This is a genomic window from Magnetococcus marinus MC-1 (genome assembly GCF_000014865.1).
Taxonomy (GTDB): domain Bacteria; phylum Pseudomonadota; class Magnetococcia; order Magnetococcales; family Magnetococcaceae; genus Magnetococcus; species Magnetococcus marinus.
Genome location: NC_008576.1, coordinates 4,312,469 through 4,325,331 on the forward strand (window position 1 = coordinate 4,312,469; position 12,863 = coordinate 4,325,331).

Annotated in this window: 12 protein-coding genes; 2 read left to right on the top strand and 10 right to left on the bottom strand. The window is 54.5% G+C overall.

All coding sequences use genetic code 11. The annotated features are described in order from the left end of the window. Positions 1 to 100: 100 nt before the first annotated feature. A complete protein-coding gene (locus MMC1_RS17680) occupies positions 101 to 1,558 on the top strand; it encodes a class I SAM-dependent methyltransferase (protein WP_011714994.1) in 1,458 nt (485 codons plus the stop codon). An 88-nt stretch (positions 1,559 to 1,646) separates the two neighbouring features. On the opposite strand, the gene MMC1_RS20670 is transcribed toward MMC1_RS17680, so the two are convergent. The 8 genes from MMC1_RS20670 to atpH all read right to left on the bottom strand — a co-directional run bounded on the left by MMC1_RS20670 (position 1,647) and on the right by atpH (position 10,867). After that, positions 1,647 to 2,495, bottom strand: coding sequence for an alpha/beta hydrolase (locus tag MMC1_RS20670; RefSeq protein WP_011714995.1), 849 nt, complete (start codon positions 2,493 to 2,495; stop codon positions 1,647 to 1,649). A 5-nt stretch (positions 2,496 to 2,500) separates the two neighbouring features. Further along, a complete protein-coding gene (gene glmS, locus MMC1_RS17690) occupies positions 2,501 to 4,333 on the bottom strand; it encodes a glutamine--fructose-6-phosphate transaminase (isomerizing) (RefSeq protein WP_011714996.1) in 1,833 nt (610 codons plus the stop codon). A 64-nt stretch (positions 4,334 to 4,397) separates the two neighbouring features. Beyond that, on the bottom strand, positions 4,398 to 5,816 hold the full coding sequence (glmU, locus tag MMC1_RS17695) for a bifunctional UDP-N-acetylglucosamine diphosphorylase/glucosamine-1-phosphate N-acetyltransferase GlmU (protein WP_041641406.1): 1,419 nt from the start codon (positions 5,814 to 5,816) through the stop codon (positions 4,398 to 4,400). A 184-nt stretch (positions 5,817 to 6,000) separates the two neighbouring features. Beyond that, positions 6,001 to 6,414, bottom strand: a complete 414-nt coding sequence (atpC, locus tag MMC1_RS17700) for an ATP synthase F1 subunit epsilon (protein WP_011714998.1) — start codon at positions 6,412 to 6,414, stop codon at positions 6,001 to 6,003. Positions 6,415 to 6,425: 11 nt separating this feature from the next. Beyond that, positions 6,426 to 7,850, bottom strand: a complete 1,425-nt coding sequence (gene atpD, locus MMC1_RS17705) for a F0F1 ATP synthase subunit beta (protein WP_011714999.1) — start codon at positions 7,848 to 7,850, stop codon at positions 6,426 to 6,428. 40 nt (positions 7,851 to 7,890) lie between these two features. After that, on the bottom strand, positions 7,891 to 8,769 hold the full coding sequence (locus MMC1_RS17710; RefSeq protein WP_011715000.1) for a F0F1 ATP synthase subunit gamma: 879 nt from the start codon (positions 8,767 to 8,769) through the stop codon (positions 7,891 to 7,893). A 28-nt stretch (positions 8,770 to 8,797) separates the two neighbouring features. Continuing rightward, a complete protein-coding gene (gene atpA / locus MMC1_RS17715) occupies positions 8,798 to 10,321 on the bottom strand; it encodes a F0F1 ATP synthase subunit alpha (RefSeq protein WP_011715001.1) in 1,524 nt (507 codons plus the stop codon). A gap of 6 nt (positions 10,322 to 10,327) precedes the next feature. Continuing rightward, positions 10,328 to 10,867, bottom strand: a complete 540-nt coding sequence (atpH, locus tag MMC1_RS17720) for an ATP synthase F1 subunit delta (RefSeq protein ID WP_011715002.1) — start codon at positions 10,865 to 10,867, stop codon at positions 10,328 to 10,330. A 311-nt stretch (positions 10,868 to 11,178) separates the two neighbouring features. On the opposite strand from atpH, the gene MMC1_RS17725 reads away from it, so the two are divergent. After that, entirely contained in the window at positions 11,179 to 11,646 is a 468-nt protein-coding gene (locus MMC1_RS17725; protein WP_011715003.1) for an FxsA family protein, read from the top strand. Here MMC1_RS17725 and MMC1_RS17730 read toward each other — a convergent pair. Both MMC1_RS17730 and purE read right to left on the bottom strand, forming a co-directional pair. Next, positions 11,624 to 12,259 (bottom strand): L-threonylcarbamoyladenylate synthase, encoded by a 636-nt coding sequence (locus MMC1_RS17730; protein WP_011715004.1) that lies wholly within the window; start codon positions 12,257 to 12,259, stop codon positions 11,624 to 11,626. The genes MMC1_RS17725 and MMC1_RS17730 overlap by 23 nt on opposite strands. A gap of 5 nt (positions 12,260 to 12,264) precedes the next feature. Then, a complete protein-coding gene (gene purE, locus MMC1_RS17735; protein WP_011715005.1) occupies positions 12,265 to 12,777 on the bottom strand; it encodes a 5-(carboxyamino)imidazole ribonucleotide mutase in 513 nt (170 codons plus the stop codon). Positions 12,778 to 12,863 lie beyond the last annotated feature (86 nt).

Genomic DNA, 12,863 nt, shown 5'->3' on the forward strand with positions numbered 1-12,863 from the left:
GCAACCTAACGTATCGACAAACCCACTCAAACCCAATAGGCTGTCAGGAAAACCTGTTGTCTCTATCCCTTATGAACCATCATTTTAGAAAAGCCCGCCCATGAACAGCCCAGAGCAAAGCCCTACAGCCCCACCAACACCCCAGCGCTGGGACTATAGCGACCCCAACTTTATCCGTGTCTACCCTGACGCCGCCTTCCCCAACCGGGTGGTCGGCGACCCGATGCGCAACACCTGGCCCTATCTGCGCCGCGCCATACCCCACACGTGGTATGTGGATCGACGCAACCCCATGGTGGGCTTTCTTAACCGGGACGAGTCGCAGCTTATCTATAATATCGCCCTTCCTTTTCGTGGTCAGACGGGGCTGGAGATCGGGTGTTGGATGGGTTGGTCAGCCTGCCATATTGCGCTGGCCGGGGTGGTGCTGGATGTGGTGGATCCCCTATTCAACGACCCGGTGCTGTTGCAGAGTGTTCGGGACTCCCTCGCCAGCGCGGGGGTGCTGCACACCACCAACTTGGTGGTCGGTGCCAGTCCCGAGGCTGTTACCCAGTTGGCCAAGGCACACAACAAACGCTGGCCCTTTATCTTTATTGATGGCGATCATGAAGGGCACGCCCCCCTACAGGATGCCCAGGTTTGCGAAAAACTGGCCGCCGATGACGCGGTGATTCTGTTCCATGACTTGGCCGCACCGGCTGTCGCCGAAGGGTTGGCTTTTCTACGTCACTCTGGCTGGCAGACCTTGATTTATCAAACCGCTCAGATTATGGGCATCGCATGGCGTGGCTGTATGACACCCATCAACCATCGCCCCGATCCCCGCATTAACTGGCCACTGCCCGATTTTTTACGCACCTTTCCCTGTGCAGGCACCCCCCAGGCGCAGCAGCTCTTGGATAATCTGGCCCCATTTTACCAATGCCTGCCCCAAATACGCCCGTATACCATGCTTAGTCAGGCTCGCCTGTTTAATCTGTTTCAACAGGCTAAACAGATTTGTGATGCGGATTTACCAGGGGATTTTGTCGAATGTGGCAGTTGGCGCGGTGGGGCGGCGGCCCTCTTGGCATGGGTTGTTCGACGCTATAGCCGCCGTCCACGGTCTGTTTATGCCTTTGATACCTTTGCGGGCATGCCCCAAGCCACCGCACGGGATAAGAGCGCCCAAGGCACCCACGCCGATAAGACACCCTTTGGCACCGGCACCCTTAGTGCACCCCTGGAGCAATATTTATTAAAGATTGCCCAGCAGTTGCAGTTACTGGATGTCATTAAGCCCATCCAGGGCCTGTTTCAGGATACTTTTCCCACCATCGCGCCGCAAATTCCCACCATTGCCCTACTGCATGCGGATGCCGATTGGTATGAATCCACCCAACTCATCTTTGCCACCTTCTACGATAAAGTCATCCCAGGCGGTACCGTGCAGATTGATGATTATGGCGCATGGCAGGGGTGCAAAGAGGCGGTTGATGAATTTTTTGCCCAGCGTAACATAAACCTAGCCCTGCACCCTCTGGATTTTACCGGGGTCTATTTTATTAAACCCTAACCTTAAAATCCCATAACAGGGCAACCCCTAGCTCCCCCTAAGTGCCCAGCGGTGCAGAGGTTAGATCCTTGGGCTTGACCGGGCTTTACTAGGGCGCAGAGGTCGCCGCTGCTGAGCTATTGAGGCGGATAAAGCGGCCTATGCCCCCGATCACCGACTCTTCAATGCCAAAAAAACCGTGTTTGGAACGTCCCTCACAGGGGGGGTCAAGGTCCGCTTTGCCGCCATCATACCACTGCACCTCGCTGTGGCCCCGGTGGGAGAGTATCTCCACCAACGGCTTAATGGCCTCTGGTTGGCTCTTTAAGCAGCCATCCTGAAGATGATGCACCACCAACACCGGCTGTTGAATGGGATCATAATCCAGGGCTTCCAACACGCTCTTGCCCTGGTAGTCCCCCTCGGTGATGGATGAAATCAACACCACACCAGCAATGCGGTGATCCAGCGCTTTACCCACATAGGCCGCCATTTCGGTCCCCCGGCTCATACCCACCAGCCACACCGGTAGATCGGCTTTGGCCTTTAATGCTTCGATTACCCGCTGCACATCCGCCACCGCCTCGGCACTGTTGCGGTAGCCTCGGCGCAGGTCGGTGGCATGGTCCGAAGGCCCATCCAGCAGCGCGATATTAAAGCCATGTTGCGCCAGTTGATGCCGCTCACGGATAAGGAAATGATGTTTGCCCCATACCATGCGTACCCCCAAATCCACCCCCCGGCTGGAAATTTCCGGTGTACCACGCCCCCCTGCCATTAAAATCAGATGGGCCGTCGCTTTTTCCATCGGGGTAAAGGCAAAGCTCTGGGTTTGATCGCCCCGTGTGCGCACCACTTCCACCACCTCACGGTTTAATAAGGGTCGCTGATCGGGGACGACCGATGCACAGGCCGCCAGCATAGACATAAGAGCGATGAGCCACAAAAACATGCGCATAAGATCTACTCCACCGTCACACTTTTTGCGAGATTACGGGGTTGATCCACATCCGTACCCTTGAGAACCGCGATGTGGTAGGCCAGCATTTGCAAGGGAATGACATACAAAATGGGCGCCACAAACTCACCACACGGCACCACGGGAATGGTGTAATCGGCTGGAATACGTCCGGCAGCTTGGCCTTGGGTGGTAATCATCAATACCCGCCCTCCACGCGCCTTGACCTCCTCCACATTGCTGACCACCTTATCGAACAAGCTGTTCTGTGGGGCCACCACCACCACCGGCAGATCTTCATCAATCAAAGCGATGGGGCCATGCTTCATCTCCCCAGCGGCATAGCCTTCAGCATGGATATAGGAGATCTCCTTGAGCTTTAGTGCCCCTTCTAAAGCGATGGGAAAGCAGGTACCACGCCCCAAAAACAGAAACCCATTGGCATGCATCAGCTCCCGCGCAATGGCCTCTAACGAGGCATCATGGATGAGCACCTGCTCAACTTTTGCAGGGAGTTGCAACAACTCATCCACATAACCCTGTTCCTGTTTGGCATCCAACACGCCCTTGGCTTTGGCCATCGCCAAGGCAAAACAGGCCAGCGCCGTGAGTTGGGTGGTAAAAGCTTTGGTCGAGGCGACGCCGATCTCTGGACCTGCATAGGTGTGCAGGGTGGCATCGGCCTCACGGTCAATGGAGGATTCCGGCACATTCACCACCCCCAACACCTGCAACCCGCCCTGCTTGGCATAGCGCATAGCCGCCAGGGTATCCGCCGTCTCACCGCTCTGCGAGATGACAATCATCAACCCATTTTTGCGCATGGGGGAGGCCCGATAGCGATACTCCGAAGCAATATCCACCTGTACCGGCACATGGGCCAACTGCTCAATCCAATATTTTGCCACCAACCCTGCATGCCATGAGGTGCCGCACGCGACGATGGTAATATCCTCAATGGTGGCAAGATCCAACCCAGCCGAGTTTTGACGGATGGAGATGGTGCGGTAGGCAGGGTGAATCAACTCTTTGAGCGTTTCACCAATGGCGGTGGGCTGCTCATAGATCTCTTTTTGCATATAGTGCCGATAGGGCCACTTCTCCGTCACATCATCGCGTACCTGTGTCACCTTAATGGGGCGGCTTACTGCGGCACCCTCCATGTCCATCAAACGCACCGCATCTTTGGTCAGCACCGCCATATCGTCATCATGCAAATAGATCATGCGGCGGGTGTAGGGCACCAAAGGGGTTGCATCGGAGCCAATAAAGTTTTCACCATCCCCTAAGCCAATGATCAGAGGGCTGCCCCGACGGGCGGCGATGAGCATATCCTCTTTGCCTTGAATTAAAATCCCCAGCGCAAAGGCCCCCTGTAATTTACAGATCGCCCTTCGTACCGCCTCCTCAGCGGGAGCATGGGGGTCGGCTCGCATCGCCATCTCGATGAGATGGGGGATCACCTCGGTATCGGTCTCTGAGACAAAGGTTACGCCATGCGCCATGAGTTCTTCGCGCAGCTCCTGATAATTTTCTATAATTCCATTATGCACCACCGCAACCGACTCACTACGATGGGGGTGTGCATTATGGATGGTGGGGGGTCCATGGGTGGCCCAGCGGGTATGGCCAATGCCCAAAAATCCGGTGCGGGGGGTGTGCGCCAACTCATTTTCCAAGTTGACCAACTTACCTTCTGCGCGGGCTAACAGCAATTTACCCTGGTAAGCAACGGCTATACCAGCCGAATCATAGCCGCGATACTCTAAGCGACGTAACCCCTCAATTAAAATCGGGGTCGCATTACGCTCGCCAATAACACCGATGATACCGCACATGCTCGGAACCTCCCGCTTTGGTGGTTGACACCAGAGCGCTTTTTACCGGTTGCTGGATGACACCTTAAGCGTTCTTCTTTAAGGTTTGACGGCGTTTATCCGCCCAACCCTCTATATTACTTTGTTGACTTCGGCTTAACGCGAGGGCGCCGGCGGGCACATCTTTGGTGACCGTTGACCCGGCCCCCACAAACGCCCCCGCACCCACGGTAACCGGTGCCACCAGCTGCGTGTCCGACCCAATGAACACATCATCCCCTAGCACCGTACGATGTTTGTTCACGCCATCATAGTTGCAGGTGATGGTGCCCGCCCCCACATTGACCCGACGCCCTATATCGGCATCCCCGATATAGGTAAGGTGGTTAACCTTGGCCCCCTCGCCAATATGCGATTTTTTTACCTCACAAAAATTACCCACTTTGGCCCCCGCAGCCAAAACCGAGGCAGGCCGCAACCGCGCATAGGGTCCTAAGTGACACCCTACCCCAATATCGGCCTGCTCAAAATGGCAGAAGGGTAATACCTCGACCCCTTGCGCAATCCGTGTATGACGTATTTCACAAAAAGCCCCAATCAGGCAATCCTCACCAATGGTTACCCCCGGCCCTAAAATGACATGGGGGGCGATGGTGGTATCTTGGCCAATGGTCACATCAGCCGCCAACCAGCAGGAGCTGGGATCCATGAAAGTAACACCCGCCAGCATATGCTGCCGCACCAGCCGGTCACGATAACGGGCCCCCATAGCAGCCAACTGTACCCGGTTATTAATCCCAGCCAGCTCATGGTCATCGTGGTGGCAATGGGCACCACTGCCGGTATGGCTAAAGGGTTCGATACCCTGCTGGGCGTTGGCCAACCCTACGATGTCGGTAAGATAGTACTCACCTTGAGCATTCGTGTTGGAGATTTCCGCCAACCAACCGGGCAGCGCGTCTAAATTAACACAATAGGTGCCCGAATTAATCTCTTCAATGAGACGGATCTGCGCATCGGCATCTTTCTCTTCCACAATACGCTGCAAACCGCCCACATCATCACGGACGATACGTCCGTAACCCGTCGGTGGTTTTTGCGTACAAGAGAGCACCGTCACGCCGCGTCTGCTCTGCTGGTGGCTCTCTAACAGTTGCTGTAATGTCTCTGTGGTAATCAAAGGCACATCACCATTGAGAATGAGCAGGTGGTGCTGGCTTAACCCCTGCAAAGCCCCCATGGCGCACTGCACCGCGTGGCCGGTGCCCATTTGTGGGTTTTGTTCTACCCAGGTAATATCCGGCGCATCCAGGGCTTGCCGGATCTGTTCTCCACCATGTCCGATCACGACCACCAACCGTGACGGGTGTAGCCCACGCGCCGCATCCAACACATGCCCAAGCAGTGGCTTTTCAGCAATAGGATGCAAAACCTTGGGTAACTTGGAGCACATCCGAGTACCCTTACCCGCCGCTAATATTAATACAGCACTGTTGTTGCGCATACTGTCCATCTCTTATTTAACGTAGAAGTGAATCACCGGATCTATGTTAGTGGGTCTGTGGGTTCAACTCATGGGATAAAATGGAGCATTACTCTCAATCCTCACCATTTATCCCCTTCCCTAGAAAAAAAGGGGCGATCCTGATGGATCGCCCCTTTTATTGACCAACTCACGTGATGCTTTATTAAACAAGCTCACCCTCAAGGGCGGCCAACTGCGCATTGGCAAAGTCTAACTTATCACGCAAAGTCTCATACTCTTCGCTCTCTGTCGGGGTACCATCCAACTCATCCTGGGCGGCATCACGAATTTTTGTCACCGCGGCGGCGTCCACTTTTTTGCCAAATACCGCACGGTCAACCAGTAGCGTTACCCGATCTGGACGAACCTCGGCAAACCCCTTAGAAACGGCCAGATGCACCGCATCATCCCCCTGCCCCATGCGCACAACACCACTGCGCAGCGAGGAAATCATGGGAACGTGACCGCTTAAAACCCCAAAATAGCCTTCGCTACCCGGAACAGTCACCAGTTGCACCGTTTCGGAGAGAATCAGTTTCTCAGGTGTTACCACCTCAAGATCAACAGTCACGCCCATGGCGTCTCTCCTTAGCTCGCCGCTTTCAGCTTCTCAGCTTTTGCCAAAGCAGCATCAATGTCGCTTACCATGTAGAAGGCTGCTTCTGGCACATTGTCATACTTGCCTTCACACAGCTCTTTAAAGCCCTGTACCGTCTTTTTAACGGGTACATAGACACCCTTGGTACCGGTAAACACTTCAGCCACATGGAAAGGCTGGGAGAGGAAACGCTGAATTTTACGCGCGCGGTTCACCACCAGCTTATCTTCTTCGGAAAGCTCATCCATACCGAGAATGGCGATGATATCCTGCAAGGATTTATAGGTTTGCAGAATGCGCTGAACTTCACGGGCTGTATGGTAATGCTCTTCACCCACAACCTTAGGATCCAACACCCGCGAGGTGGAGTCCAGAGGATCCACAGCAGGATAGATACCCATCTCAGAGATGGCACGGTTTAGCACCGTGGTGGCATCCAAGTGGGAGAAGGTGGTGGCTGGAGCAGGGTCGGTCAAGTCATCGGCCGGCACATAGACGGCTTGCACAGAGGTGATGGAACCGGTTTTGGTGGTGGTGATACGCTCTTGCAAAGCACCCATGTCGGTACCTAGGGTAGGCTGATAACCCACCGCAGAAGGGATACGACCCAACAGCGCCGACACTTCAGCACCAGCCTGGGTGAAGCGGAAGATGTTATCCACGAAGAAGAGCACATCCTGGCCCCCCAAATCACGGAAATATTCAGCCACCGTCAGACCGGTCAACGCCACCCGAGCACGGGCCCCAGGGGGTTCGTTCATCTGACCATAGATCAGAGCGGCCTTAGAGTTCTCCCAGCTATTGGGATCAATAACACCAGACTCGGCCATCTCGTGGTAAAGGTCGTTACCTTCGCGGGTACGCTCACCCACACCGGCAAACACCGAATAACCACCATGTTCCTGGGCTACGTTGTTGATCAGCTCCATGATCAACACCGTCTTACCCACACCCGCACCGCCGAACAGACCCACTTTACCACCCTTAGCATAGGGGGCCAGCAAGTCGATCACCTTGATGCCGGTTTCCAATATCTCTGCGCTGGTGGCTTGCTGGGCAAAGGCCGGAGCAGGACGGTGAATCGGCAGGGTCTCGGTGGTTTCGACTGGGCCTTTTTCATCTTGAGGCTCACCCACCACGTTAAGAATACGGCCCAGGGTTTGACGACCCACAGGCACGCGGATAGTGTCCCCAGTGTCGGTTACTTCCATGCCGCGGACGACACCGTCGGTGCTGTCCATGGCGATGGCACGCACGGTGCCCTCACCCATGTGCGTGGCGACTTCCAAAACCAGACGCTCACCATTGCGCACCATGTGTAACGCATTGAGGATGTTGGGCAATTCGCCCTCGAAGCGGACGTCCACAACCGGTCCGACTACCTGTACCACTTTTCCAGTGCGTGCTACGCTCATTTAAAAACTCCGCTTTGTTAGGCGTCGATGTGCGACGTCATCAACCTTTCAGGGATTCAGCACCACTGATGATCTCGATCAACTCGGTGGTAATGGCCGCCTGTCGGGAACGGTTGTATTTGGTCTGTAGCTTCTTGACCATATCCCCCGCGTTACGCACCGCGTTATCCATTGCGGTCATACGGGAACCATGCTCAGAAGCCTCGGATTCGGCCAAAGCTTGAAACACCTGCACAGCCAAGTTACGGGGCAACAACTCTTCGAGCAGCTCTTCTTCAACCGGCTCAAACTGATATCCGGTTTGGGTAGAAGCACCCTCGGTATCAATGGGTTGAGGAATGCTCTGTGCCCAGGTCAGCTCTTGGCTCATGGCTGATTTAAACTGGTTAAACACCAGATAACAGGCGTCAAACTGGCCTTCGTGGAAATCTTTGATAAGCTCTTTTACGATGTTTTTTTCCACATAAGCAAAGCTCATATGGCGTGACATCTCGGTATAGACCTTACGCACCAGATGACCGTGAGAGCGTTTAAGCACATCATAAGCCTTGCGACCAATGAAGGTAAGCATGACTTGAAAACCTTGCTTTTCTAGCTCTGCGATACGGGCACGGGTGGCGCGGATTACCACGCTATTAAAACTACCACACAGACCGCGGTCTGCGGTGTAGACAACCAAGTTTACTTTTTTAACATCACCACGCCCCACCAGCAGCTCAGGAGCGTTGTCCCGTCCAGCAGCAGCAGGGGCCAATGAGTGCATCATACGGCTCATACGTTTGCTGTAAGGACGGGCCGACTCGGCCTGTTCGGTTGCTTTACGCAGCTTAGCGGCCGCAACCATTTTCATAGCCTTGGTGATCTGCCGGGTATTTTTGACGGAACCGATCCGTACTTTCAGGGCTTTTAAGTTCGCCATGGCTGATCCTTAACTTACCAAGGTTGGATTAGGCCAAAAACTCTTTGATGATGGCGGTAATCGCCACACCAAGTTTGGTTTCTGTGTCCGCATCCAGCTTACCACTGGTACGAATGGTGTCCAGAAGATCGCTATGCTTTGCATGCATCTGCTTGAGCAACTCTAACTCAGCTTTCACCACGGCATCGGCATCCACCACGTCCAGAAAACCACGGGTACCAGCAAAGATAGAAACCACCTGCTCTTCCATGGAGAGGGGCGCATACTGGGCCTGCTTCAGCAGTTCCATAAGGCGCTTACCACGGTGTAGCAATTTCTGGGTGGTGGCATCTAGGTCAGAACCAAACTGGGCAAAGGCCGCCATTTCACGGTACTGCGCCAAGTCCAGACGCAGGGTACCGGCAACCTGTTTGGTCGCTTTAACCTGAGCCGAACCACCCACCCGAGAGACCGACAGACCCACGGAGATCGCAGGGCGAATACCGGAGTAGAAGAGGTCGGTTTCCAAGAAGATCTGACCATCGGTGATGGAGATCACGTTGGTGGGGATGTAGGCCGACACGTCACCATCTTGGGTTTCAATGATGGGCAGTGCGGTCAAAGAACCACCACCATGTTCATCATTCATCTTAGCCGCACGCTCAAGCAAGCGGGAGTGAATGTAGAACACGTCACCAGGATAGGCTTCACGACCAGGCGGACGGCGCAGAATCAGAGACATCTGACGGTATGCGGTGGCCTGCTTGGAGAGATCATCATAGACGATCAGGGCGTGCATGCCATTATCACGATAGTACTCACCCATGGCGCAACCGGTGTAGGCCGACAAGAACTGCATGGGGGCCGGATCGGATGCGGTAGCGGCTACCACCGTGGTGTAAGCCATGGCACCATTCTCTTCCAGGGTCTGCACAACCTGGGCGACGGTCGAACGCTTTTGACCGATGGCCACGTAGATGCAGTAAACCGGAGAGTCGGTCTCATGGGTACGCTTTTGGTTGATAATGGTGTCGATGGCCACCGCTGTTTTACCGGTTTGGCGGTCACCAATGATCAATTCACGCTGACCACGACCGATGGGCACCAAACCGTCCAGTGCTTTAATACCGGTGTGCAGAGGCTCATGCACCGATTTACGGGGGATAATGCCTGGGGCTTTGACCTCCGCCAAACGACGCTCGGTGGTCTCAAGGGGACCTTTGTCGTCGATGGGGTTGCCTAGACCGTCGGTTACACGACCGAGCAGCCCTTTACCCACAGGTACATCCACAATGCGGCCAGTACGCTTAACGGTGGTACCTTCTTTGATGGCAAGACCTTCACCAAAGATAACGATACCCACGTTATCTTCTTCAAGGTTCAGGGCCATGCCCTGGGTACCATCTTCGAACTCCACCATTTCACCGGCCATGACATTGTCAAGACCGTAGGCACGGGCGATACCATCACCCACCGCGATAACTTCGCCGACTTCAGAGACTTCCGCCTCTTTACCGTACTCGGCGATCTGTTTCTTCAGGATACCGCTGATTTCCGCGACGCTGACTTGCATCGGCCCCTATCCTTTCATGATCTCTTTGAGACGGTGTAACTGGGTGCGCAGTGAGTCATCCAACATGACGCTGCCCATACGAATGACCAAGCCGCCCAGCAGCTCGGGTTTTTCACTAATTTCCAGGGAGACCTCTTTCCCTGTCACATCAGCCAGAGATTTCTCTAGCTTGGCCACCAGGGACGGCGTGAGCGCCTTGGGGGTCTCAACCTTGACCTGTATCCGACCTGCACGTTCGTCCACCACCCGAACAATGGCGGTTGCCACGTCGTTGAGCAGGGCCATGCGGTGCTTATCGATAAGCAAGCGAAGAAAATTCGCCGTCAGATCGTTTGGCTTGGCATACTCCAGGTAAGTGGAAATCAGCTTATGCTGACTCTCTTTGGATACGGTGGGGCTGACCATCATCTCGTGCATCTCGGGGCTTTCCGCCAAGAGTGCTTGAAAATGGGCGAGCTCATCCCGGATAGAATCCAGAATGTTAAGCTCACTGGCCAGCTCAGCCAGGGCAGTTGCATATCGTTTAGCAATAGTGCTTTCGTGCACGGCGAACGTCCTCACGCTTCGGTGGGCAAATCGGTGAACCCGGAATGTTTAGCATTTTACGCGGGTAAGTTCAATGTTTTGACCACTATTCTACGGTTTTTTTTAGTGACAGCCTAAATATGGGGGATTCATCACAGGCCATAACACCCCATTTTCAGCTGACCTAAACACTGAGCAATCAACCGAAAATTAAGATATTCTAATATCGTTAAAATCACAAATCTTTCCTTCACCGGTTGATATCTAATCGCGCCTACCCCATATGCTGGTGTAGATCTTTTTCTACCAACGTTAACCAGGAACAGTTTATAATGCGTCTTGTTATCATTTTCGCTCTCTTTTCCTTTATTGCCTTGGAGATCACGGTGATTGCCTGGGTGGGTGAAGCGTTTGGCGGTTGGCTGACCTTCGCTTCGATTATAGGCAGTGCCGTGGTGGGCATTGCGCTCGTCAAACACGAAGGCATCAAAACCCTCATCAAGCTACAACAGCGGGCTGAACAAGGGGAAATACCCACGGTGCAATTGCTGGATGGTGCCCTGTTGCTGTTTGCCGGGCTGCTGCTCCTGCTACCCGGCTTTATTAGTGACACCCTTGGTTTTTTATTGGTCTTTCCGTTTACCCGCCATTTACTTCGGCTGATGTTGGCTGCCACGGTGTTGGGTTTCTTGAAAAATGCTGGCACCTTTGCGAGCCACCACACCATGGGGGGAAATGTGGTTGAAGGTGAATTTAGCCGTGAACCAGAAAAACCGACTAAACCGCCTCAATTGGAATAATCTGCTGTAACTGGGCACACGTGATGGCACCCTCGCGCAGTACAACCCCACGTCCCGCTATAACCTTTACCACCGTCGAAGCCAAGGCCCCATCATCATAGGGTCCAGCGAGGATCATATCAACCTGCCCCCCCCACTCTGCGGCGATGCGCTCAGGCGACCAGTGTTGCACTTGAGAGCCACTGGGGTTGGCACTGGTAGAAACCAAAGGCCGCTGCCAATGTGCCATCAGCGCCTGCACATAAGGGGAGCTTGAATGGCGCACCGCTACCAGTCCGGTACCACCAGTCAGCAGGCTACTCAGGCCCGCTTGGGCTGGCAGCACTAAGGTCAGAGGGGCGGGCCAAAAATGTTCGATTAGACGCTGCGCAACGGCCTCAAGGGGCTGCACCAAAGGCAGCAATGCCACGCTGTTTGGGACCAACAGGATGAGGCCCTTTTTGGCCTCACGCCCTTTTAGGTCCAGCAATCGACGCACGGCTTGGGGGTTAAAGGGATCAACCCCCAAGCCGTAGAGGGTCTCCGTGGGATAAGCGAGGATACCGCCCCCCTCCAGCAGCTGCACCGCGTGGCGCAACTGTTCGCTGGGATAGAGCGGGGCGGTGGTGATCATCTTGGTTAAAAATCGGCCAGTTTGGCCTGTAGGGCTTCATTTTTCTTAGTCACCGCAGCGGCCATTTCTTCACGATAGCGGACCAACTTTGCCGCCAACTGGGGATCGCTAAGTGCCAGTATTTGCGCGGCGAAGATACCCGCATTTTTCGCCCCAGCTTTACCGATGGCCATGGTTGCCACAGGAACGCCCCCTGGCATTTGCACGGTCGCGAGCAGGGCATCCATCCCTTTGAGTTCAGTCGCGGACAAGGGCACGCCAATCACCGGTAGATTACTTTCTGAGGCGATCACCCCAGCCAAATGGGCCGCGGCACCTGCCCCGACAATAAAGGCGAGAATGCCTCGTGCGGCGGCGGATTTGGCGTAGGCATGGGTTCGTTCTGGGGTACGGTGGGCTGAAGTAACCAGCATCTCAAAGGGAATATCAAACCCTTTGAGAACCTTACCGGCTTCGGACATCACATCCCAGTCGGAGTCAGAGCCCATTAAAATGGCGATCTGTGGGGTGTTATTCATGTTCTTCTTCTCACTGGCTGTTACGCACACTTAGGTTTGCTGTCTGGAAAGTGGGCTGAGGCGCGCGTTAATGGGAGCGGCCTTTC